The following is a 22,820-nucleotide window of genomic DNA, read 5'->3' on the forward strand; positions in this document are numbered from 1 at the left end:
CGGTATGGAGAAGGTGTTGGAAGTACGGGATCTGCATGTTTCGTTTGACACATACAACGGAGAAGTGAAAGCGGTACGCGGCGTCAGTTTTGACTTGAAAAAAGGGGAAACGCTGGCCATCGTCGGGGAGTCCGGTTGTGGAAAAAGCGTGACTTCCCAAACGATCATGCGGTTGATTCCCAATCCTCCCGGACGGATCAAACAAGGCGAAATTCTGTTTGACGGCAAGGATTTGACCAAACTGTCCGAACGGGAGATGGAAAAAATCCGCGGTGCGGAAATCGCGATGATTTTCCAAGATCCGATGACGTCTCTCAACCCGACGATGACGGTGGGTCGGCAGATCACCGAAGGATTGATGAAGCATCAAAAGATGAGCAAAGAGGAAGCAAAGAAAAAGGCGGTCGAGATGCTCCGGCTCGTGGGCATCCCCAGCCCTGAATCGCGGGTGAATCAATACCCGCACCAGTTCAGTGGCGGGATGCGCCAGCGTGCCATGATTGCCATCGCCTTGTCCTGTGCTCCGAAGATTCTCATCGCCGACGAGCCGACGACGGCGTTGGACGTGACGATTCAGGCGCAGATCATGGAGCTGATGAAAGAGCTGCAGGAGAAGATGAACACCTCCATCATCTTGATCACGCATGATTTGGGTGTGGTGGCCGACGTGGCGGATCGCGTCGTCGTGATGTATGCGGGGAAAGTGGTGGAAACCGGTACGGTGGAAGAGATATTCTACCGTCCGCGTCATCCGTACACCTGGGGATTGATGGCTTCCATGCCGCGGCTGGACCAGAAAAAAGAGCAGGAATTGCTCCCCATTCCGGGTTCGCCGCCCAACCTGATCGCTCCGCCAAAGGGCTGTCCGTTTGCAGCCCGATGCAAACATGTCATGAAAATCTGCCAGGAACGCATGCCCGATGTGACGAATATCTCATCAAACCATCAGGTTTCCTGTTGGCTGGAACATCCGATGGCGCCAAAGGTAGAACCACCGGCTCAACTGGTAGAAGGGGGAGCGAACTGACATGGAAGCCCATGTGGAAAAAATCCTGGAAGTGGAAGGACTTAAAAAATATTTCCCTGCCGGCAGGGGACAGGTCGTCAAAGCGGTGGACGATGTCACCTTTCACGTATACAAGGGCGAAACGCTCGGGTTGGTGGGCGAGTCCGGATGCGGAAAATCCACGATTGGCCGGACTATCATCCGTTTGTACAACGCTACAGGCGGAACGGTGAAGTTCAAAGGGAAAAACGTGCATGAGCTGAAAGGTAAAGAGGCGAAACAGTTCAACCGGGAGATGCAGATGATCTTCCAAGACCCGTATGCCTCACTCAACCCACGGATGACCGTGGCCGACATCATCGCGGAGGGGCTCGATATCCATGGTCTGGCCAAAGGCAAGGAGCGACGCGAACGCGTGGTGGAGCTGTTGCGGACGGTGGGGTTGAACGAAGAGCATGCCGATCGTTTTCCACACGAATTCAGTGGCGGTCAACGGCAACGGATCGGCATTGCCCGGGCACTGGCCGTGGACCCGGACTTCATCATCGCCGATGAGCCCATTTCGGCACTGGACGTCTCGATTCAGGCCCAGGTGGTCAACCTGATGAAAAAATTGCAGCGGGAAAAAGGGTTGACCTATCTGTTTATTGCCCATGACTTGTCGATGGTGAAATATATCAGTGACCGTGTCGGGGTGATGTATCTCGGCAATTTGGTGGAACTGGCGGAAAGTCAGGAGCTGTATGACAACCCGCTTCATCCCTATACCGAAGCTCTGTTGTCCGCTGTGCCCATCCCTGATCCGGCTGTGGAGAAACGGCGCGAACGAATCCTGCTCAAAGGCGACGTACCCAGCCCGATCAACCCGCCGAGCGGATGCCGTTTCCGTACCCGTTGTCCCAAAGCGATGGACATCTGCGCAGAAGTGACACCCACTTGGCAGGAAGTGCGCCCCCTTCACTGGGTTGCATGTCATTTGTACCAAGAAGAGAGCAAAAACGAAGTGGCCGCATCGTCGGAGCAAACGAGCTGAGCTGGGGCGTGCGTGCTATTGACTCGATCAAGCGGTATCGTTTCCCGGGTGATCGACTAATTCAGAAAGTGCAGGAACCCCATCGCGGGCATTTTCCCTTGAATGAAGTGTTTCGCCCGTACCTGTGCTTGGAGATTGGAGATCGGAGCTGCGAAGACCAGCTTCTTTGCGTCATTAACATCCGATGGGAGCAACCCTGATCAAGTGCGAAAAAAAGCCGTTTCCCAACTGTGGGAAACGGCTTCGCTTTTTTCGGGCGTTTGAAGTGGCTGGATGTCATTCAGCCGCTTCACTCAGAATCAGAAGCTTTCCCGAATGACCAGTTTTTCCAGCGGGAACCGGCTGGACGGGCGGGCCGGAGCGGCAGCTTTACCGATGACGACCAGCATCACCGGGATATAACGCGGCGGGATGTTGAGCGCTTGAATCAATTTTTCCCGGTCGAATCCACCCATCGGGCAGGTATCGTAACCTTTGGCCTTGGCAGCCAGCATCAGCTGCATGGCCGACAGGGAGGCATTGAGGATGGCCTCGTCGCGGGCCTTCTGTGGGTTGTTGGCATAAGCGTCTTTGATCTGCCCGATCAAGGTGTCGTACACCTGCTGTGTGATATGGCCCGCTTCCAAAGCCGGTTTGTACACATCCTCAGCACTTTTGTCCGCTTCCAGATCGCCCAGAATGACGACAGTGGCCGAGGAATCCACCACTTGCTGCTGGTTGTAAGCGATCGGCAGAATCTTCTCCTTCATCTCTTGCGAGGTGATCACCAAGTAACGCCAATGCTGGAGGTTCCAAGAGGACGGAGCTTTCGCCGCGAGCTTAAGAATCTCTTCCAGGTCCTCCTTGGGAATCTCCACACCCCGTTGGTACTTTTTTACGCTGCCGCGTGCTTTCATCACTTCGATGGCCGACAGTTCCGTCTGCGTGGTCATATATGCAACACCTCTCATTGGTGGATCTGGCTTGGCATATCTTAATATACTTTAAACAAAGAACTAAGTAAAGAAAAATAAGTAAAAAGGGTCTTAAAACCCTCTTTTGTACTTCTGATACAAATGCTCAGCCGTTTCCCAATCGAGGGAAACGGCCTTGGCTTTTCCAAAAAATATTAAAGGACTTGCTCCACTTCTTTGACGCCCGGCACTTCTTCCATCAGGGCGCGTTCGATCCCCGCTTTCAGCGTGATGGTGGAGCTGGGGCAGCTGCCGCAGGCACCGAGCAGACGAACTTTCACCACGCCGTCTTCCACATCCACCAGTTCCACGTCACCGCCGTCGCGTTGGATGAACGGACGCAGTTTGTCCAATACTTCTTGTACTTGTTCTTTCATCGGTTCATGCTCCTTTCGGTATGATCGCTGGCCAATCGGTCTTATTTCAAACGAGACCCATGGTCCGCTTTTTACCGATGGGATGGAGGAACCATTTGCCCCTTATTTATTGTATCCCAAAGCGTGTCGATTGACAAAGGGAATCATCTTCATGTCGGCGATATGAAGACCATCCTTTTTTTTGTTCATTCAAAAGTGGTAAGATGAAAGGGGTGTGTTTTTTTCGAGTAAACATCGGTTGTGAGGAAAGGAAAGGGAATTCCGATGAAGCAGGTATATGAAGATGTAAAAGAACTGATCGGTTGGACACCGATCGTACGGATAAAACGGTTCGAAATTCCGGATGGGGTGAACATTTACGCCAAGCTGGAGTTTTTCAATCCCGGCGGAAGTGTGAAAGACCGGCTTGGAATCGAGCTGATCCGGGATGCTGAACAAAAAGGCCTGCTGAAACCCGGCGGTACCATCATCGAGCCGACCGCAGGGAACACCGGGATCGGACTGGCGTTGGCAGCCGTCGGGACCGGGTATCGGGTGATTTTCGTTGTGCCGAAAAAGTTTTCTGAGGAAAAACAGGAACTGATGCGGGCATTGGGGGCGGAAATCGTCAACACCCCGACGGAGGAAGGGATGAAAGGCGCCATCGCCAAGGCGAAGGAATTGGCCGAAAAGATTCCCGGTGCCTACGTTCCCCAGCAGTTCGCCAACCCCGCCAACCCTGGAGCGCATTACAAAACGACCGGCCCGGAGATTTGGCAGCAGATGGACGGTAAGGTGGATGTCTTTGTGGCGGGAGCGGGAAGCGGTGGGACCTTCATGGGTACGGCCCGCTATTTGAAAGAGCAAAACCCCGCCATTAAAACGGTGATTGTAGAACCGGAAGGTTCCATTCTGGGCGGTGGTCAACCGGGACCGCACAAAACGGAAGGGATCGGGATGGAGTTTCTTCCCGACTATATGGACCCGTCCTACTTTGATGAGATCTACACTGTATTGGACAAAGATGCGTTTGACATGGTGAAGCATCTGGCGAAGCGAGAAGGATTGTTGGTGGGCAGTTCGTCTGGAGCCGCTTTTTTTGCAGCCCTGCAGGAAGCGAAGAAAGCCAAGCCCGGTACCAACATCGTGGTGATTTTCCCGGACAGCAGCGAGCGCTATCTGAGCCAAAAGATTTATCAGGGAGGGATTTGACACTGATGCGTTTGGATACCAAGTTGATTCATGCCGGTGTGTTCGGTGACGTGCACACCGGGGCGGTCACCGTGCCGATCTACCAAGTGTCGACTTATAAGCAGGAAGGAATCGGCCAGCATAAAGGATATGAATACTCCCGAACCGGCAACCCGACGCGAGCAGCGTTGGAACAATTGATCGCAGAATTGGAAAACGGTACGCGCGGACTGGCTTTCGCCTCCGGTATGGCCGCTGTGTCGACGATTCTTTCGTTGTTTGATCAGGGGGATCACCTGGTGGTGGGTGACGACGTGTACGGCGGCACCTACCGGGTGTTGACCAAGGTGTTCAACCGGCTGGGCATTGATTCGACTTTCGTGGATACGAGCGATTTGGACCAAGTAAGGCAGGCGATCCGCCCCAATACCAAGGCGGTGTACCTGGAAACACCCAGCAATCCTTTGCTCAAAGTGTCGGATATTGAGGCGGTGGCCGGTATTTGCCGCGAGCGGAACGTGCTGTTGATCGTGGATAACACGTTTATGACACCGTACTGGCAAAACCCGCTCGATTTGGGTGCCGATATCGTCATTCACAGTGCGACCAAATATCTGGGCGGACACAGTGACGTCGTGGCCGGCTTGGTTGCGGTCACAGATGAAGACCTGGGTGAGCAATTGCATTTCCTGCAAAACTCGATCGGCGGTGTGTTGGGACCCCAGGACTCCTACTTGTTGATCAGAGGTATCAAAACACTGGGTGTGCGGATGCGCCAGCATGAAGCCAATGCCCGTCAACTGGCGGAATGGCTGAAGGATCGCGACGATATCGAGAAAGTCTATTATCCAGGCCTTCCGGATCATCCGGGACACGACATCGCTGCACGCCAAGCGCGCGGATTCGGCGGCATGATTTCGTTTGATGTGGGCAGCGGCAGGCGGGCCGAACAAGTCGTGAAAAAAGTGCGGTACTTCACGCTGGCGGAAAGTCTGGGAGCGGTAGAAAGCCTGATCAGTGTTCCCGCGAGAATGACCCATGCTTCCATTCCGCCGGAGCGGCGTGCCGAACTGGGCATCACCGACGGGTTGATCCGGATTTCAGTAGGAGTGGAAGACATCGCCGACCTGATGGATGATTTGGATCAAGCGCTTCGTTCATAAGAAACATCAGAGGAGAAAGCGGGAGGAGTAACTCCATGAAAACGCAACCGATCGAGATCCTCGTTTTCGGTGCGGACACCCCTTGCCCCAGTTGTGTGAACGGTCCGTCCTCCCGGGAAACGGCTGATTGGTTGGAAGCGGCGTTAGGGAGGAAGTACGGTAGTCAAATCACTGTTCGGTATATCGACATCGAGCATCCCGAAGGGGAAGAGGAAACCGCCTTTGCGTCCAGGGTGCTCGACGGTGAGTACTTTTATCCGGTGGTGGTGATCGGCAGTGAAGTGGTGGCAGAGGGGGATCCCAAGCTGAAAGTGATCCAAACCAAATTGGAGGCGCTTGGAGCCGTTCCCACCGAACTGCGCTAAGGCGTGTCCGGTCAACCATCAAGTGGCATTTTTCCAAAGCGAGCGAGACTAAGCCCGACTGAGCATGGATATCCGAAAAGCGCAGGCGGTTCGGATGAAATTCGCTATTCACGCTTGGCATATTGTTTGGTCAAGCCCTGCCCTTCTGAGGTTAGGGCTTTTTTGTTTTGTGGAAAATCGTAGAGAACGCAACTTCTATATAGATTTTTCTGTTTGAAGTTTGTATTATTGAGTAGTGATAGCAATTGTATATCTTCGTTCAATCCACCAAAACATGCCTGGAAAGAAGGGATTATGTAATACAAAGGACAATGCCTGAATCTGCTTAGTTGCATTTATTCTTTGACAGTTGCGATTACCCATGCAGGAGTTGAAGGAGAATGTGGTTGATCCCGTTATTTATTGGCTTCCTGTTGTTGATCGGGATATGGGAGCGGATTCAGCATCAGAAAAACATCAACGCCATTCCCATCCGCATAAATGTAAACGGTATCCGGGGGAAATCGACGGTGACGCGGTTGATTACCGGCATCTGCATCGAAGCGGGATATCGCACGGTGGGGAAAACGACCGGTACCGCCGCTCGGATGATCTACTGGTTCACTGATGAGGAAAAGCCGATCAAACGTCGGCCAGAAGGTCCCAATATCCGTGAACAAAAAATGGTGGTGGCCGAGGCCGCCAAACTGGGAGCGGAATGTTTGGTAAGCGAATGTATGGCCGTCAATCCTGATTATCAGGAAGTGTTTCAAAATCAGCTGTTACAGGCCAATATCGGCGTGATCGTCAACGTGCTGGAAGATCATATGGACGTGATGGGGCCAACATTGAAAGAAGTGGCGCAAGCCTTGTCGGCCACCATCCCGTACAACGGTCATCTCATCGTGTCGGACGGTCCGTTCGTCCCTTATTTCAAACGGATCGCCCGTGAACGAAAAACCAAGGTAATCGTGGCTGATAACTCGAAAATCTCGGAGGAGTACCTTCGGCAATTCGACTATATGGTGTTCCCTGAAAACGCGGCACTAGCGCTGGCGGTTGCCGAAGCGCTCGGTATCGACGAGGAAACGGCACTCAGGGGAATGTTGAACGCGCATCCTGACCCGGGAGCACTTCGGATTTATCCGCTCAACCGTCATAATCCCAATCCAGCTTACTTTGTCAACGGTTTTGCCGCCAATGATGCTGCTTCCACCCTCAACATCTGGGAACGCGTCAAACATTTGGGCTATCCGACTGACGATCCGGTCATTATCATGAACTGCCGTGCGGACCGGGTGGATCGTACCGAACAATTTGCCCGCGACGTTCTGCCGTACATAAAGTCGGACACAGTCGTAGCCATTGGAGAGAGTGTCAAGCCGATTGTGGATGCTTATGAGGCGGGAATGATCCCGGCAAAACGCTTGTTGAACATGGAAGGGAAAACGACTGAGGATATTTTTGAGGCGATTCGGGACAAGCTGGAAGGGCGTGTCATCTACGGCGTGGGCAATATTCACGGTGCGGCGGAACCGTTGTGTGAGCTGTTTGAGCAGATGAAGGAACAACAAGTGGTTCAAATCGTCGGCTAGGGGGAAATGCAGGTGTTTGGCTCGGACTTATATATTGCGCTTATCATCGGTGTGGTGCTCAGCCTGCTTTTTGCAGAGAAAGTGGGTGTGGTCCCAGCCGGTTTGATCGTGCCGGGGTACTTGGCTTTGATCTTTGATCAGCCGGTATTTATATTGACTGTTTTGCTGATCAGCTTTGCCACTTACCTGATCGTCACACAGATCATCGCCCGGTTCACCATTTTGTATGGCCGCAGGAAATTTGCCGCCATGCTGATAGTCGGCATCGCCCTGAAACTGGCTCTAGATGCGGCCGCGCCGATCACGTTTCCGTTTGTACCCCTGGAAGTGGAGGAATTCCGTGGCATCGGTGTGGTTGTTCCGGGCTTGATCGCTAACACGATCCAAAAACAGGGGCTGGTGTTTACAGTAGGCAGCACGCTGCTGCTCAGCGGATTGACGTTCCTGATTCTGTTTCTTTATCCTATCGCAATCGAATATGTGCATTCCTTTATCTAGGAAGTGACCATCGTGAGATTGACATGGAAGCAACGACTGTTGATAACCATCAAGCGACAAAAGAAACAAGCGTTGATGCACACGACGATCGCCACGATCGTCTGTCTGGTTTTATTGGCCTTGTTACAATGGTGGACGCCGGTGGAGGCGGCCTCAGTGCAAAAGGACAAGCGGGCCTTTGTCACGGTGACCATGGTGGGGGACATGATGTTTGCCCGCAACATGAATATCGTCACCAACCATTACGGATATGATTATTTGTTTCAATATGCGCGGCCTTATTTTCAATCCTCCGATCTGGTGACAGGGAATTTCGAGAATCCGATTGTCTTGAAACCGGGTTATCCGTTGGCGGAAAAGTTCATTCATCTTAAAACCGGACCGGAAGCGGCCAAAGTACTGGCGCGAATGGGATTCGACGTCGTCAACCTGGCCAACAACCATATGAAGGATTTTGGGAAACCCGGCTTAATGGACACGCGGAAAGTCTTTCGCCAGGTGGGCGTGGACACCGTAGGGGCCGGTCGGGATCTGAAAAGTGCCAAACAGATCCGTTATTTCACAATCAATGGCGTAAAAGTGGCCGTATTGGGCATTTCGGAAGTATTGCCAGAAGGTTTTCGTGCCTACAAGGATCGCTCCGGGATCCTGCCGGCCGATCCCAATATCTTTATGCCATTGGTTGCGAAGGCCAAGCGGAATGCGGACCTGGTGCTGGTTCACATCCATTGGGGAGTCGAATACGACAGCCATTATCACCCCCGTCAACGCGATCTTGCACATGCGTTGGCGGATGCCGGTGCCGACATCATCATCGGTCATCATCCGCATGTATTGGAACCAGTCGAGGTGTACAACAACAGCGTGATTTTCTACAGCTTGGGCAACTTCGTGTTTGACCAGGGATGGTCCCGAACCAAAGAGACTGCATTGGTGCAGTACAAGCTATACCCGGACGGTAAGGCCCGCATTGAGATCGTCCCGATGATGATCCGGCAAGGACAGCCTCGTCCGGTTTTCGGGTGGACCAATCTATATCGTCGGGAAAAGATCTTCTCCGAGATCACCGAGGAGCCGATGTACACAGATCAATGGAATCAGGTGTGGAAAAGGGAGGGGGATCTCCTGGTGCGGGAAGTGGATCATTCCCGCGTGTTGAAGGGGATGAAACAACATGGGCAATAGGGTGTGGATCGCGTTGTTGAGCGTCATCGTCATCATCGGGATGTTGGGCGTCTATCAATTCGGCGCGATGCAAGGGAAGAAGGATGTGTTGGGACAGGAAGAGGAAGGCGGCAAAAAATATGGCGTCGCCGCGGCACACCCCCTGGCTGTTGACGTGGGCATGGATATTTTGGAACAGGGGGGCAACGCCGTGGATGCGGCGGTGGCCGTTTCTTACGCGCTGGGTGTCGTGGAACCGTTCGGCTCCGGCATCGGTGGCGGTGGAACCATGCTGATCTATCCAGCAGGAGGCAAGAAGCCGGTAGTGATCGACTACCGGGAGATGGCACCTTCTAAGGGTTATATTACCAAGAACGGTGTGGGAGTACCGGGCATGGTCAAAGGAATGGAGCTGGCGAATAATAAGTTCGGTTCGATACCGATGGCCAAATTGATCGAACCCTCCATTCAGTTGGCGGAAGAGGGATTTGAAGTGACGCCCTTGCTCACGAGACGGTTGGAAGCGGCACGAGGGCGCCTCCCGGTTCGGGATTTACCGCAGTTTTTCCCGGACGGTGAGCCGGTTCAACCAGGCCAGTTATTGCAGCAAAAGGATTTGGCTCGGACATTGAGAGCGATTCAGAAAAAAGGATCCGATGCGTTTTACAAGGGAGAGATTGCTCAGGACATCGTGCGCGCGGTCGGCGGTATTCGGTCGTTGGACCTGAAGGCGTACAAGCCGGAGGAAAAGGAACCGGTTCGCGGAAAATTCGCCGGTTACGAAGTGGTATCCGCCGCCCCACCTTCTGGTGGTGTCATGTTGATTCAATCCCTGCAAATGGCCGAGCACATGCATGTGGAGCAGACGCGGGAGCTGTCAGCTGACTTTATCCATTTGGTCGGGGAGATTAACAAACGGGCCTTTCAGGAGCGGGTGGAGAAGATGGGGGACCCGCGTTTCGTTCACGTACCCGTAGAGGAAATGGTGAGCGAGGAGCATACCCGCCGGATGGCGTTGGACATCGACATGGACAAGTTGTCTGATAAATACAAGGAAGCAGTCGATTCTTTGGCTGATCGGGAGGATCACGACAACACCACCCATTTTGTCATTGTTGACAGGGAAGGAAACATGGTGTCGGTGACCAACACCTTGAGCAACTTCTTCGGATCGGGCGTCTACGTGGACGGATTTTTTCTCAACAACCAACTGAAAAACTTCAGTTTCCGCGATAATTCACCCAACCGCGCCCAACCGGGCAAACGGCCAATCAGTTACACGGCGCCCACCATCTTAGCCAAAGACGGCGAGCCGATCATCGGCATCGGGAGTGCGGGAGGTCGCCGCATTCCGCCCATGTTGACGGAAGTGCTGATTCGTATGTTGAAATATCATGAACCGATCCAGACTGCCATCAATGAACCACGGTTTTTGGTTGAGGGGAATGAGGTATTTGTGGAAAAGGATTTGCCCGAGGATGTGAAGCGGGAACTCCGGCGCAGGGGTTACACGGTGACAGTGAAGGGAAATTCCCTGTTTTACGGTGGCATACAAGGCTTGGTGATCGACAAGGAAAATGATCGGATTGACGGCGGTGCCGACCCGCGCCGGGACGGGGCGTGGAAGGCCGGACCTTAATGGTGGTGTCGGAAGGAAGGCGAAGATATGAAGCGATTGTTGCGTAACCTGATTCCGGTCTTGATCGTGGGACTTCTCCTGTATGTGCTCATCGACTTCAAACATGTCGAAACGTTGACGCCGCAGGAGCGGGCGGCGATCGAGCGCTATCGTCAGGAGTTGTTGCACGGGACATTGGCTACCGAAGGGCCGTCCCGCCCGATTTTGACCGAATCGGAGTTCCAAATGGTGGCCCAGTCCATCAACAAATTGCATCAATATGAAAACTACTTGGTATACGGGGAAGAATGGGGCTACCCCATTCCAAACAAAGATCAGGAGTTTCAAAAACTGTTCTTGTGGATCGATCAGAAAGAGCGTTCCCGTACGCCTTATCGTCCCTTCTTCTCCGCTTTGCGCGAAGATCTAACCAATACGAAGAAGCAGTGGGGAACAGAATATTCCCATAACATCCTCCATGATTTGGAGGAATTTGCGTTTTCATCCCAAATCAGCACCGCGTCTAGCCATGGTGTTTCCAAAACGCTTGACGTCATGAAACAACAAGGACTCAAACTGATCGAACAGGATAAACGGCTCAAACGAGGCATGCCGCCATCTCCACAACATCCGTGACATTCCACACACCCCAGAGGCATGGGATTTTCAGTGGCTTTTCGGCGCCCCTTTTGAATGGAAGGGGCGTTTTACGTGTTATAATATAGGGAATGTGAAACGAATGTGATTGAAACCGATGATTGACGGAGTGACATTGCCATGCGACCATTGATCGAGTTTTGTGTGAACAATTTGACGCCCGAATTGTTGGAAGTCAAGAAACGATTGGAGCAAGACCCGGACTTAGACGTTTTGGAATACGGTTGTTTGGGTAATTGCGGAATTTGTGCGGAAAAGCCGTACGCATTGGTCAACGGTGATTTGATCAGTGCGGATACGGCTGAAGAATTGTATATCAAAATTCGCAAAGCCATTGACGAGATGGAATTTCGTTTTTGATAATTCAGGTTGACGAAGTCTGCGGGTCCCCATTCCCTGTCTCCGTTTCTGGCCCGTCGATCCGAACGTATCATTTCGCAGGAGAGCGACTGACCAAGCCCTGGCTAGCTTCGATTAGAAAACGTAGGAGAAGAGAAGCGGACCGACTCATCAGATACAACCTCGGCCACTTTCTTTCAGCTTTTGTAATAGAATGACACGTCCCATCCAGGTTGGTGAGGTAATAGACAAACCCAGCGGATAAACCGCTGGGTTTTTGCAGGTCAGCAGAAAATAGAGATATTCAGCTGTATCCTCGACAGGAGATCGCTCTCGACTTGGATCACCATCAGTAGCCACGACGTCAACAGTCTACCTGCTTAGTCGTATACTTTCACTACATTGTAGAAAGTGTCTCGTTCCACCGGCACACGGTGCGCCCCTTTGATCAACCAGATCAGCTCATCCCGCGTGAGCGAGGTTTGGGTGAGCGCACCGGCGGCATGACTGATGCGTTCTTCCACCAGGGTTCCGTGAATGTCGGAAGCGCCATAGTGCATCGAGAGTTGTGTCAGTTGCGTACCGATATTGATCCAGTACGATTTGATATGCGGGAAATTGTCCAGCATCAGGCGACTGATCGCGATGGTTTTCAGGTCGTCCATTGCGGAGGTGCGTCGTTTGATTCCGGCATTTACACTGCGTGGTTGCATGGCGAGCGGGATAAATACCATAAAACCGCCCGTTTCATCTTGCAATTCCCGCAGGCGGATCATATGCATCAGCCGTTCTTCATGGGTTTCAATCGATCCGTACAACATGGTGGCGTGCGTTTTCAGTCCCAGAGAATGAGCGATGCGGTGCACTTCCAGCCATTCATCGGTACTCGCTTTGTCCGGGCTCATTTTGGCGCGATACCGTTCGCTCAAAATTTCTGCCCCGCCACCTGGCAGCGTATCCAGTCCGGCGTCGATCAGCCTTTTCAACACATCTTCCACCGAAAGGCCGGAAATCTTGGCGAAAAATTGGATCTCTGCAGCGGTATAGGCTTTGATGGTCACATCAGGATAATGTTGTTTCAGGATGGCGATCGTATCCACATAGTATTCAAACGGCACCGTGTGGTTGTGTCCGCCGACGATGTGGAATTCACGGATGTTTTCCGTCATCCGCTCCCGGACATAAGCCAGTACTTCCTCCGGCGACATCGTGTAGGCTCCCTCTTCACCGGGGTCCCGACGGAAACCGCAAAACGCACATCTGGCTTCGCAAACGTTGGTGGGGTTGATGTACATGTTTTGGATGAAATAGACCCGGTCTCCGTTTTTTTGTCGGTTGACCTGATTGGCCAGCTGTGCAATCGTCAGCAGATCTTCAGAAGCGTAGAGCGCCAACCCGTCTTCTAATGTCAACCGTTCCCCTGCGTTCACTTTCTCCACGATCGTTGCTAAATCGGGATTGGCCTTCGCCGTGATCGTCATGATCAAATCCTCCCTCCGGTTCTCGGCTCAATAAGTCCGGATGATGTTGTACAAAGTGTCCCGCTCGACAGGTACTCGCCCTGCTTCTTTGATCATGCGAATGAATTCCTGTTTGGGGGTCATCTGTTTCGTCTTGGCCCCGGCGGCATGAACGATCTGTTCTTCCATCACCGTGCCGTCCAGATCGTCGACACCGAAATGGAGGGAAACCTGGGCCAATTTCAAGCCGATCATCATCCAGAACGCACGGATATGCGGGAAGTTGTCCAGCATCAAACGGGAGACGGCCAGGATCTTAAGATCGTACATCCCGGTCGTTTCACTGGGCAAAGTGAATTCACGTGCCAGCTGGGTGTTTTCGGGGTGGAAAGCGAAGCCGAAAAAGGCCTGGAATCCCCCGGTCTTGTCTTGTAACTCTCTGAGACGGATCAAATGATCGATCACATGTTCGGGTTGTTCGATATGTCCGTACAAAATGGACGCATTGGATTTCATACCGAGTCGGTGACAGATTTCGTGGATCTCAAACCAGCGGTCGGCATTGGTTTTGTGGCCGGAAATCACTTTCCGGATTTCCGGATGGAAGATTTCGGCCCCGCCGCCTAGGATGGATCCCAGTCCCGCTTCTCTTAACCTCGTAATCGCCTCGTCCACACCGATTTTGGAGACACGGGCCAGATAGTCGATTTCCACGGCTGTGAAAGCTTGCACATGAATGTCCGGATTATGCTTTTTTGCGATCCGAATCATGTCTTCATAATAGCTGAAAGGCAGCTTGGGATTCACGCCGCCGACGATGTGCAACTCGGTAAATCCTTTTCCCGCGATTTGCTTAGACTTCTCTTCGATCTGTTCCAAGGAGAGCGTATACGATCTGGGATCGTTCGGCTTCAAACCAAACGCGCACAGTTTGCAGTCGAGATAACAAACATTGGTATAGTTCAAATGGGTATTAACGATAAAATAAACGTTGTCGCCGTTTTTCCGCCGTCGAACCAGATCGGCCATTTGACCGATGGCCAACAAGTCGTTCGACTTCATCAGGCGGACACCGTCTTCAAATGTGAGACGTTCTCCCCGTTCGACCTTTTCGCGAATGTCCGTAAGGGTGTCCGGCGTCGAAATGGCCGTCATGATCGGATTCCCTTCTTTCTCATCATGGTCGTATACGATTTGTGCAATCCATCACTATTTTATCATAAACATTTTGCTAGAAACACCACTCCCCATTTTCCTGCACCAGCCGACCATCCAGATAAATCCGGCCGCCTTCTCTAAGGTCCTTCACCATGTCCCAGTGAACGGTGGAACGGTTTTTCCCCCCGCATTCCTCATAAGCCTGCCCGATGGCCAGATGGATGGTTCCCCCGATTTTTTCATCGAACAGAGTGTTTTTGGTATAACGAGTGATGCCGGTGTTGCACCCGATCCCCAATTCTCCCAGGTAGCGGGCGCCCTCGTCCGTCTCCAGCACTTCGTGCAGAAAGTCCTCTCCTTTTTCCGCCGTGGCTTCCGTCACTTTGCCTTCCCGAAACATGAGTCGGATGCCGGATACTTCCCGTCCGTTATAGACTTGCGGCCATTCGAATGTAATCGTACCTTCTGTTTGATGTTCAACAGGGGCATAAAAAAATTCGCCGCCGGGCATATTGTTTTCACCACCGTCGATCACTCCATGTCGGTCTTCCAAACCGATGACCAGGTTGGTGCCGGGAGCTTCGATGCGGACTTCACGTGCCTTGTCAAACAACGCCTTCGCTGTTTCCATGGTGGCTTTCATGCGGGTCCAATCCAGGTTGATCGCACCGAACACGAAATCCTCGTACTGGGAGAGTGGCATGTCGGCGTCTTGGGCCAGTGACGGCGTGGGGAACAGGGAGACGACCCATTTGGCTTCGTTGCGCATGTATCGATCCAACAGCGGCGCTTTGGCTTTACGGTGGCGCTGCAATCGTTTGGGATCGATTTGCATCAGTTCGCGCCGGTTTTCCGGGGCATCGATGGAAATCAATGCGTCTGCCTGTAAGTATGCTTCGCGTATGATGCCGGGAAGGGTATCCAGTTTCTCATCCGGTGCCGCTTCATAAAAAATCCGCTGCAGCCGTTCCGTGGTGAAGAAGGGAACCGGATGACCGCCCCGTTCCAAAATCAAGCGGTACAACTCCTCCACCAGCGGCATCGCCAGCGGTGTGGATTGGATCAGCACTTGTTCATCCCGTTGGACACGGATCGAGTGATCGATCAGAACCTGCGCCATTTGTCGAATCCGGGGATCACCCATACTAACACTCCTTTCAACATCCATCTCCATTATTATACAATAAGAAACAAATACATAGAATTAAGTGATATTTAGCAAAAAACTGGTTTTCAATTTGTCGGATTCAAGGTAAGATAGTGGTAAAGCACATTTGTTCGAATCCCCCCAATGTGTTCTTACACGCTACATAACCCGAAAAGGAGAGGAAACCGATGCTGAAGGGGAAGCGGTTGGAAGAGGAGATCGAGCGAATGCGGCATGAGATGGAGCAGGCGGCTCAGCGCTTGGGCTTGTCCCATCCGGAAGTTCACTTGTTGAGCAAGGAACTGGACGGTCTGTTGAACGCGTGGGTAAAGGAACAAATCGTGTCGAAACCCCACCGCATCTACCCGCTCGGTTCGACGTCTGACCGTGTGCGTGAAGCTGATGTGCTGTATTTCTGGTAATCTGTCGCATTCCTCCGACTACACCGCTTCCCCCCCATCCACCACCCCCCGAATGCCTGGCGGTTGTATCCGCCAGGCATTCCCTGTATACTGGATGTACGAGAGGGAATGCTGTGCAGCAAGCGACCCTGACTCCCATGGGAGGGATAATGATGATCACGTTGACGGAACGGGCGAGTCACCGGATCAAGGAAATGCTCGCCGAAGAAGAGCATCCGGAGAAATTGTACCTGCGTATCGGTGTGACCCATGGTGGATGCAGCGGATTTTCGTACGGCATGGGTTTTGATGAGGATAAAACGGAAGAGGATTTGGAACTGGAACAACACGGCTTGCGAATCTTGATCGACAAACACAGCCTTGATCTGATCAAAGGATTGGAAATCGACTTCAAAGAATCGATGATGGGTGGTGGCTTCACCATTCACAATCCGAACGCCATCGCCACCTGCGGCTGCGGCCATTCGTTCCGTACCGCCGATAACCCAGGCAAACCAGAAGAGTGTTGACACTATTGAGGCGTAAGGTTGGACGGATTTAGCGATAGGTGAGGCGACAGGAATAACGGATGGGTTGTAGTTTTAGCGCGTCCTGAACCCGGTTAACAACCGTGGGGAGGGACGTTTTTTTATCCCTGGGAAACGAGCTAACGACGAAGGGGCATATTTTGTGGGTTTCGTGTGATTAATTTGATTTATCGTAAAAAAGAGTTGACTAAATAATACCGATACATAAAAGGGTTGGAGGACGCGCTAAAGCTGATTCAATTTACAGATAAAAATATTTTCCTGAATGTGTCGAATCCTTTTCCAATGGTGCATCTCCTTATCCGAAATTCTACGGATTTCTGCACAAACAGAAAAAATGATGCTAAAATAGAAAAAGTTCTTTTTCATTATTCTATCACTTGAACTCATCCGCGAAAGGAGATGCACATGTCGGGAACGTGGTTGAAGAAAATGACGATCGGCTGTGCGGCCGTAACCAGTGTGGTATGGCTGTTGGCCGGATGCAGTGTGCAGACTGCCGTGGAAGCGCTGCAAACCGTACAGGAACAGAAAAAGCCGTTAACAGCTGATCAAGTGGTGGCCAAGTCGATCGATGCGATGGGGAAATTGAAGGGAACAAAGTGGCATGTCCAGGGTGATCAAAGGATTATGGGGCCGCACGATTCGGGAGAGATGCATGTTCAATCTGAAGCGACGTTTGAGCAGGATCAGCAGAATCAATATCACAGTATGATGGATATTGACGCGGAAGCGCCGGGTGAAAATCATCAAATCAAAATGGAAATGTACACTCAGGATCAGGAATTGTTTATCAATATGGTAAGAGACGAAGAATCGACAGACGGATGGGTGAAAAAACGTTTACAACCGGGAGAAAAGGACGAAGTTCAAGAACTGTACCAAGGTGTGCAACACGATACAGACAAAATCCTCAACCTTTTCCGTGAGGAAGGGAAAAAAGTCAAACTTCATGAAGAAGCGGATGCATACCGATTGGAACTGACATTGCACAATGATCCGCGAATCAGATCGTATATGGACTTTTCTGACGAGGATGGTCAAAATTTATGGAAGAGTAACGAGGGAATTCAATACAAAAGCATGACCATGACCTTGTGGGTGGACAAAAAAACTTTTCGACAAACCCAGGCGGAACAAACTGCAGAACTGGGAATAAAAGAAAATGGAAAAACGGGTTACTGGAAACAACACTGGACTATGGAATTTCAAGGGGAAGTTCAACAGGTTATTATCCCGGCCGATGTGGAACAAAACGCTCGGGAGATAGACGATTCTTCTTCTTATTAAGCACAAATTTTATGCACAAAAAAAGGCGCGCCGACTTGAATCGGATGCGCCTTTTTAAGAGTGTTTGTTATCGTCTAATGAGAACCTGATCCGTTCCTGCCGATCGGGATTCGCTCCCTCCGAAAAATCAATACCCGGTGGTGGCGCCGCGCCTCGGTTAATTTCATGTAGAGTTCACTGGCGGTGCCGTACGCTTTGGCTTGTAATGCTTGTTTGTAAGCCCGTTCCAAGGGAGCGACCTCTAACCGGTTATATTGATCCGCGACAGTGGTTGTGCGAGGTTTGGGCGGGTTTTGAGCCTTTTTCTCCCGCTTTTTCAATTTTCCTTTTTTCTTTCCCATGGCGATCTCCTCCTCGTATCCAGGATACGAGACAGGAAAGCCACTGGAGATGGGCGATTGTATCTAAGGAAAAAATTAGGCGCGAATTATGTCTCAAACACGCCAAGGCTTTCGATCTGGCGTTTGGTTTCCGGTGTACCCAGTTCATGGATTTTACGGTAAATGGCATGCAAATACTGATCGTATGCCTGGTTTTCCTTATTCATCAGGTGGTAGGCCTTGGTCGGGATGTGGGATTGCCAAAATGAACCGTGATCATGTTCCGAAGCAAGGTCCATCAATTGGCGCAAGGATTGCAGTTCATCCGGTGTCGCGTCGATGGCATAATCGTAGTACGCGTCGTTGGGGTCCAGATGTTCGCGAATCTCCCCCTGATAAGCGCCAGGGTGTACCGTGATGTAATACCGTTTTTTCTCCATTCAGCATCACCTGTCGGGATAGATGGCGGAGAGATTCACCTCAGCCACCATCAGCGTGTCCGAGAAGTCACATTGGGGACAATAAACCACATGTGGGCACTGATGGTTTTCCTCATCGATCCATCCATCCGTTTTTTTTAAATCGTCAATCGGGCGGTACGGACTGTAAGGGGCAAACATGTCGAGGAGACGCCCATGATCCTCCATGGTTTCACCGCAATGGGGACAGAGAATGGATAAGCTGATCAAACCGTTGCAAATGGGGCAACCATAAGCGATCGTACTCATTATTCATCCCGATGCCCAAGCCAACTGGGCAAAATGAGATAGCTGAGCCAGATGACAAAGGCGATACCTCCGCCAATCCATGTGAGCAGGGTGGGTTCACCCCGTTCCCGCATGGCGGTCATGATAGCCAACGGCATGAACAGCGTTAACCCCAGCAATCCTGCATAGTACAAAACCGCCAACCATTTTCTCTGTACCATCAAACATCCCCCCACATTTGGACGTTCCTGGGTTTAGCTTGGCGGCGATCCATCAGGTTTATGCAAAAAAAGACCGCTAATTCCCACACCGGTATCGGTGGGGAAAGCGGTTGTTTCGGTTACTTGGTTTTTAGTAAAGGAATGTTGTCAAGTTCCGCAAAAAAACCGTCACTCATCTCCGGATTGTATATCGGAAATAGAGTTGCTCGGATGGGTGACGGCTTTTGGTTTTTTCAAAAGTCCCGACCGACCATCAAAGCTTCATGTTGGAACTGTGACCCGGTTGGAGTCGAGCTGACGGGTCCAGATATTGTTTGGCATTGTTCACTGCAGTGGGCGCTTCGCCGAATCCGACGGCGATCAATTTCACTTTACCGGGATACGTGGCGATGTCGCCTGCGGCGTAAATGCCCGGAATATTGGTTTCCATGCGTGAATTGACAACGATGCCCCCGTTTTCGATGTGAAGTCCCCATTCTTTGATCGGACCGAGTGAAGAAACGAATCCGAAGCTGACGATCAGGGCATCCACATGCAATTCCTCGGTTGTCCCCGTTTTTTTGTCAACGATCACGACTTTTTCGATACGTTCCTCACCTTGCAGGGATTGGATTTCTCGCGGTGTGATGATTCGGACGCTGGATTTTTTCATCCGTTCCACACTGTGTTCATGTGCGCGGAACGTGTCCCTGCGGTGAATCAGTGTGACGCTTTTGGCGATCGGTTCCAGCATCAAGGCCCAGTCGACAGCCGAATCGCCGCCACCGGCAATCAGTACGTCCTGATCCCTGAATTGATTCAAATTGTTGACGAAATAGAACAAGTTTTTTCCTTCATACTTTTCAGCACCCGGTATGTTCAGTTTCCGAGGCTCAAATGCTCCGCAACCGGCCGTAATGATGACCGTTCGCGACAAATGCAACCCTTTGTTGGTGGTCAACTCGAAAATGCCGTCTTCATTTTTGACGACATTCTGCACCTTTTCTTCCAGGCAATAGACCGGATTGAACAGATTGGCCTGCTCGATTAGATTCTGGACCAACTCCTGCGCCCGCACTTTGGGGAAACCGGCTACGTCGTAAATATATTTTTCCGGGTACAAGGCTGATAATTGCCCCCCCAGTTGGGGCATACTCTCAATGATTTTAACGGATGCCTGGCGCATCCCAGCATAAAATGCGGCAAAGAGTCCGACAGGCCCTCCGCCGATAATGGTGATGTCCATGATTTCCCGTTGCGTTCCGCCACCCATGTGAGCACCTCCGATTCGTTCCGAAGAGACCTACCGAACAATGGTCATCGTTAACCATTATAATGTTGATTTTTCACAATGGAAAGAGGGGACAGATGGCACTGAGCGGCGTAAGAACGGATGGGGACAAAATCTGACCAAAAAGCCTTGCCAAGAGTACGTGAAAAAATTATCATAAACTGTGGGTTCTGAATAAGGACGAGGAAATAATTGGCGGATTTTATGTGAGGAATTTCTCATACTGAAATCTTAGGCAATGGAAGTGATATCGATGGCAACTCCGAAAATCGTCGTATTGGGAGCCGGTTATGCCGGCTTGATGACCGTGGTCGGCTTACAAAAGAAACTCAATTACAATGAGGCCGACGTCACATTAGTCAACCAAAACGATTACCATTACATCACCACCTTGTTGCACGAGCCTGCCGCTGGCACACAACCGGCCGATCATGCACGAATCGCGATCCGGGATATTATCGACGAAAAGAAAGTGAAGTTCATCCAGGATCAGGTCACCGCCATCAAACTGGATCAAAAAGAAGTACACTTGGCGAATAATGAACCGTTGTCCTACGACTATCTGGTGGTCGGGCTGGGAAGTGCCCCGGAAACGTTCGGTATTCGGGGACTGCTGGAAAACGCGCTGTTTATCCGTAACATCAACAGCGTACGGATGATCAATCAACATATCGAGTACATGTTCTCCAAATACCACAATGAAGGTCAACGTCAAGACCTGATCACCATCGTGGTGGGTGGAGCCGGATTTACCGGCATTGAATTTGTGGGTGAATTGATCGATCGGATGCCCGAGCTGTGCCGTAAATACGATATTCCCCGGGAAAAGGTACGCCTGATCAATATCGAGGCGGCACCGACGGTTCTGCCCGGATTCGATCCAGAACTGGTGGATTATGCGGTCAAGTATTTTGAAAGCAACGGTGTGGAGTTCCGCCTCAGCACCCCGATCGAAGAATGCACCGAGGACGGCGTGATCCTCAAAGGCGGTGAAGAAATCAAAGCGGCAACTGTCGTCTGGACGGGTGGTGTCCGCGGTAACAAACTGGTGGAAGAGTCCGGCTTGGAAACGATGCGGGGACGCGTCAAAGTGGATGAGTTTCTCCGTGCACCGGGACATCCGGAAGTATTCGTACTGGGTGACAGCTCCTTGGTATTCAACAAAGAAAACGACCGCCCCTATCCGCCGACGGCACAAATCGCCACGCAACAAGGGCAAAACTGTGCGAAAAACCTGGTGGCGGCGATTCGAGGCGGCCAGATGGAGCCGTTTGTCTTCGACTTGAAGGGAACCGTTGCTTCACTGGGTCGCAAAGAAGCGATCGGCATTGTGGGCAAGAGCAAATTGTTTGGCCGCAAAGCAGCCATCATGAAACGCATCATCGAGTTGCGTTGGCTGTATTTGTTGGGTGGCATCCCGATGGTGTTGCGCAAGGGTCGGCATTTGATCTGAATGGTTTGATTAAAGATAAAGACCTCAACCCCTTCCGGGAGGAAGGGGTTTGTTTATTCACCAAAATCACTCAAAAATTGTGAGTAAAAAAGAGAATAAGTGAAATCAGTCAATGGTTACGCTTACATCTGACTAGAAACGGAATATTGGGAAAATTTACTTCTTTATTTTTTTCTTTTTCTCAGGTATGATTATCTGAAAATTAGAGAAAATAAACAGAATCAAGAAGAACAGGGGGGCTGTCAATGACAACCGCTACTACATTGGAAAGGGAAGATACCTGCCTCTATTGTGGAGGAGATGGATATTACCAACTCCTTCTGGGTGGTTCGGAAACATGCGAATCCTGCGGTGGAACCGGCAAAAAAACGCAGGAGGACTGATTTGATGAAAAGCGGGAGCCGCTCTATTATGAGTGGCTCCCGCTTTTATGTCCGTCCCATCATCCGTCTTGGCATCCATCACTTCTTGGTGATTTTGAAGAACTCGACTGATGAACAGGTAATTTTCGCCGCCGGGAACGATGTGTGTCGCAGTGATTTGTCAACCGCTGTTCACGGTTGTGTCGGTAAGGAATTGACCGGTGTCCGTTTTTTCTGTACACTGATTGGGAACAAAACAAAAGGAAAAATGATTTGACGAGCGGAGGCGATGACGGTGAGTCTGCCCCAGTTAATTGTGTCTGTGCCACTGTTTTTCGTGCTTTTTTTCGGAATCGGATTCATTTTAAACATGATTTTGAAAACAACCTGGTTTCCGGTGATCGCATATACAGGTTTGCTGATTTTCTTTATCGTCAGCAAAGGCGGACTGATGATCGTGGACATGATCATCATGTTCAGCGGGCTGGCCGGTGCGTTTGTCAGCGGGTGGGCGATCAAGACGCTGCGTGTCAAAGGATACCGCATGTTTTAACCCTCTTCCGACG

General features: G+C 51.3%; 28 protein-coding genes. 18 read left to right on the plus strand and 10 right to left on the minus strand.

Going from position 1 to position 22,820, the window contains the following annotated elements; translation table 11 throughout:
* Nucleotides 1-4 precede the first annotated feature (4 nt).
* Together KI215_RS03540 and KI215_RS03545 are read left to right on the plus strand one after the other, a co-directional pair.
* Entirely contained in the window at nt 5-1,027 is a 1,023-nt protein-coding gene (locus KI215_RS03540) for an ABC transporter ATP-binding protein (protein WP_212774204.1), read from the plus strand.
* Between the two features lies 1 nt (nt 1,028).
* A complete protein-coding gene (locus tag KI215_RS03545) occupies nt 1,029-2,039 on the plus strand; it encodes an ABC transporter ATP-binding protein (protein ID WP_212774205.1) in 1,011 nt (336 codons plus the stop codon).
* A 299-nt stretch (nt 2,040-2,338) separates the two neighbouring features.
* Here the strand turns inward: KI215_RS03545 and KI215_RS03550 are convergent, their stop codons facing one another.
* Both KI215_RS03550 and KI215_RS03555 read right to left on the minus strand, forming a co-directional pair.
* The gene (locus KI215_RS03550) at nt 2,339-2,971 is read right to left on the minus strand and encodes a nitroreductase family protein (RefSeq protein WP_212774206.1); all 633 of its coding nucleotides are present in this window, start codon (nt 2,969-2,971) and stop codon (nt 2,339-2,341) included.
* A 176-nt stretch (nt 2,972-3,147) separates the two neighbouring features.
* Nucleotides 3,148-3,369 carry a NifU family protein gene (locus KI215_RS03555; RefSeq protein ID WP_212774207.1) on the minus strand — a complete coding sequence of 74 codons (222 nt, stop codon included), beginning with the start codon at nt 3,367-3,369 and terminating at the stop codon, nt 3,148-3,150.
* 264 nt (nt 3,370-3,633) lie between these two features.
* Between KI215_RS03555 and cysK the strand changes: the two genes are divergently transcribed.
* From cysK to KI215_RS03600, 9 genes are all read left to right on the plus strand, one after another.
* Nucleotides 3,634-4,560 carry a cysteine synthase A gene (gene cysK, locus KI215_RS03560; protein WP_212774208.1) on the plus strand — a complete coding sequence of 309 codons (927 nt, stop codon included), beginning with the start codon at nt 3,634-3,636 and terminating at the stop codon, nt 4,558-4,560.
* Nucleotides 4,561-4,565: 5 nt separating this feature from the next.
* A complete protein-coding gene (locus KI215_RS03565; protein WP_212774209.1) occupies nt 4,566-5,702 on the plus strand; it encodes a bifunctional cystathionine gamma-lyase/homocysteine desulfhydrase in 1,137 nt (378 codons plus the stop codon).
* Between the two features lie 35 nt (nt 5,703-5,737).
* Complete coding sequence (locus tag KI215_RS03570; RefSeq protein WP_212774210.1) at nt 5,738-6,067, plus strand: DUF1462 family protein; 330 nt, start codon at nt 5,738-5,740, stop codon at nt 6,065-6,067.
* 380 nt (nt 6,068-6,447) lie between these two features.
* On the plus strand, nt 6,448-7,641 hold the full coding sequence (gene pgsB, locus KI215_RS03575; RefSeq protein WP_212774211.1) for a poly-gamma-glutamate synthase PgsB: 1,194 nt from the start codon (nt 6,448-6,450) through the stop codon (nt 7,639-7,641).
* A 12-nt stretch (nt 7,642-7,653) separates the two neighbouring features.
* Nucleotides 7,654-8,139, plus strand: coding sequence for a poly-gamma-glutamate biosynthesis protein PgsC (pgsC, locus tag KI215_RS03580; protein WP_212774212.1), 486 nt, complete (start codon nt 7,654-7,656; stop codon nt 8,137-8,139).
* 12 nt (nt 8,140-8,151) lie between these two features.
* Entirely contained in the window at nt 8,152-9,324 is a 1,173-nt protein-coding gene (locus tag KI215_RS03585) for a CapA family protein (RefSeq protein WP_212774213.1), read from the plus strand.
* On the plus strand, nt 9,314-10,942 hold the full coding sequence (ggt, locus tag KI215_RS03590) for a gamma-glutamyltransferase (protein ID WP_212774214.1): 1,629 nt from the start codon (nt 9,314-9,316) through the stop codon (nt 10,940-10,942). Before KI215_RS03585 ends, ggt begins: the two co-directional genes overlap by 11 nt.
* A gap of 27 nt (nt 10,943-10,969) precedes the next feature.
* The gene (locus KI215_RS03595) at nt 10,970-11,557 is read left to right on the plus strand and encodes a hypothetical protein (protein WP_212774215.1); all 588 of its coding nucleotides are present in this window, start codon (nt 10,970-10,972) and stop codon (nt 11,555-11,557) included.
* Nucleotides 11,558-11,698: 141 nt separating this feature from the next.
* Nucleotides 11,699-11,938 (plus strand): YuzB family protein, encoded by a 240-nt coding sequence (locus KI215_RS03600; RefSeq protein ID WP_212774216.1) that lies wholly within the window; start codon nt 11,699-11,701, stop codon nt 11,936-11,938.
* A gap of 359 nt (nt 11,939-12,297) precedes the next feature.
* Here KI215_RS03600 and mqnE (KI215_RS03605) read toward each other — a convergent pair whose 3' ends face one another.
* The 3 genes from mqnE (KI215_RS03605) to KI215_RS03615 all read right to left on the minus strand — a co-directional run bounded on the left by mqnE (KI215_RS03605) (nt 12,298) and on the right by KI215_RS03615 (nt 15,679).
* Complete coding sequence (mqnE, locus tag KI215_RS03605; protein WP_212774217.1) at nt 12,298-13,398, minus strand: aminofutalosine synthase MqnE; 1,101 nt, start codon at nt 13,396-13,398, stop codon at nt 12,298-12,300.
* Nucleotides 13,399-13,425: 27 nt separating this feature from the next.
* The gene (gene mqnE / locus KI215_RS03610; protein WP_212774218.1) at nt 13,426-14,532 is read right to left on the minus strand and encodes an aminofutalosine synthase MqnE; all 1,107 of its coding nucleotides are present in this window, start codon (nt 14,530-14,532) and stop codon (nt 13,426-13,428) included.
* Between the two features lie 76 nt (nt 14,533-14,608).
* Complete coding sequence (locus KI215_RS03615; RefSeq protein WP_212774219.1) at nt 14,609-15,679, minus strand: aminopeptidase; 1,071 nt, start codon at nt 15,677-15,679, stop codon at nt 14,609-14,611.
* Nucleotides 15,680-15,870: 191 nt separating this feature from the next.
* Here KI215_RS03615 and KI215_RS03620 point away from each other — a divergent pair, with 191 nt between their 5' ends.
* The 3 genes from KI215_RS03620 (at nt 15,871) to KI215_RS03630 (ending at nt 17,921) form a co-directional block, all read left to right on the plus strand.
* Nucleotides 15,871-16,104 (plus strand): aspartyl-phosphate phosphatase Spo0E family protein, encoded by a 234-nt coding sequence (locus KI215_RS03620; RefSeq protein ID WP_212774220.1) that lies wholly within the window; start codon nt 15,871-15,873, stop codon nt 16,102-16,104.
* A gap of 152 nt (nt 16,105-16,256) precedes the next feature.
* On the plus strand, nt 16,257-16,613 hold the full coding sequence (locus KI215_RS03625) for a HesB/IscA family protein (RefSeq protein ID WP_212774221.1): 357 nt from the start codon (nt 16,257-16,259) through the stop codon (nt 16,611-16,613).
* A 426-nt stretch (nt 16,614-17,039) separates the two neighbouring features.
* Nucleotides 17,040-17,921, plus strand: coding sequence for a DUF6612 family protein (locus tag KI215_RS03630; protein ID WP_212774222.1), 882 nt, complete (start codon nt 17,040-17,042; stop codon nt 17,919-17,921).
* A 74-nt stretch (nt 17,922-17,995) separates the two neighbouring features.
* Here KI215_RS03630 and KI215_RS03635 read toward each other — a convergent pair whose 3' ends face one another.
* The 5 genes from KI215_RS03635 to KI215_RS03655 form a co-directional block, all read right to left on the minus strand.
* Nucleotides 17,996-18,262 carry a hypothetical protein gene (locus tag KI215_RS03635; protein WP_212774223.1) on the minus strand — a complete coding sequence of 89 codons (267 nt, stop codon included), beginning with the start codon at nt 18,260-18,262 and terminating at the stop codon, nt 17,996-17,998.
* A gap of 86 nt (nt 18,263-18,348) precedes the next feature.
* Entirely contained in the window at nt 18,349-18,681 is a 333-nt protein-coding gene (locus KI215_RS03640; protein ID WP_212774224.1) for a hypothetical protein, read from the minus strand.
* 6 nt (nt 18,682-18,687) lie between these two features.
* Nucleotides 18,688-18,969, minus strand: coding sequence for a hypothetical protein (locus KI215_RS03645; RefSeq protein ID WP_212774225.1), 282 nt, complete (start codon nt 18,967-18,969; stop codon nt 18,688-18,690).
* Nucleotides 18,969-19,169, minus strand: coding sequence for a hypothetical protein (locus tag KI215_RS03650; protein WP_212774226.1), 201 nt, complete (start codon nt 19,167-19,169; stop codon nt 18,969-18,971). The genes KI215_RS03645 and KI215_RS03650 overlap by 1 nt, the downstream gene beginning before the upstream one ends.
* Before the next feature lie 253 nt (nt 19,170-19,422).
* Nucleotides 19,423-20,421, minus strand: a complete 999-nt coding sequence (locus tag KI215_RS03655; protein ID WP_212774227.1) for an NAD(P)/FAD-dependent oxidoreductase — start codon at nt 20,419-20,421, stop codon at nt 19,423-19,425.
* A 271-nt stretch (nt 20,422-20,692) separates the two neighbouring features.
* Here KI215_RS03655 and KI215_RS03660 point away from each other — a divergent pair, with 271 nt between their 5' ends.
* The 4 genes from KI215_RS03660 to KI215_RS03675 all read left to right on the plus strand — a co-directional run bounded on the left by KI215_RS03660 (nt 20,693) and on the right by KI215_RS03675 (nt 22,807).
* A complete protein-coding gene (locus KI215_RS03660; RefSeq protein ID WP_212774228.1) occupies nt 20,693-21,892 on the plus strand; it encodes an NAD(P)/FAD-dependent oxidoreductase in 1,200 nt (399 codons plus the stop codon).
* A 245-nt stretch (nt 21,893-22,137) separates the two neighbouring features.
* Entirely contained in the window at nt 22,138-22,275 is a 138-nt protein-coding gene (locus tag KI215_RS03665) for a YuiA family protein (protein WP_212774229.1), read from the plus strand.
* A gap of 4 nt (nt 22,276-22,279) precedes the next feature.
* Nucleotides 22,280-22,531: a hypothetical protein gene (locus tag KI215_RS03670; RefSeq protein ID WP_212774230.1), complete on the plus strand. Its 252-nt coding sequence runs from the start codon at nt 22,280-22,282 to the stop codon at nt 22,529-22,531.
* Nucleotides 22,532-22,543: 12 nt separating this feature from the next.
* Nucleotides 22,544-22,807 carry a YuiB family protein gene (locus KI215_RS03675; protein ID WP_212774231.1) on the plus strand — a complete coding sequence of 88 codons (264 nt, stop codon included), beginning with the start codon at nt 22,544-22,546 and terminating at the stop codon, nt 22,805-22,807.
* Nucleotides 22,808-22,820: the final 13 nt, after the last annotated feature.

It is taken from the genome of Polycladomyces abyssicola, assembly GCF_018326425.1.
Taxonomy (GTDB): domain Bacteria; phylum Bacillota; class Bacilli; order Thermoactinomycetales; family JIR-001; genus Polycladomyces; species Polycladomyces abyssicola.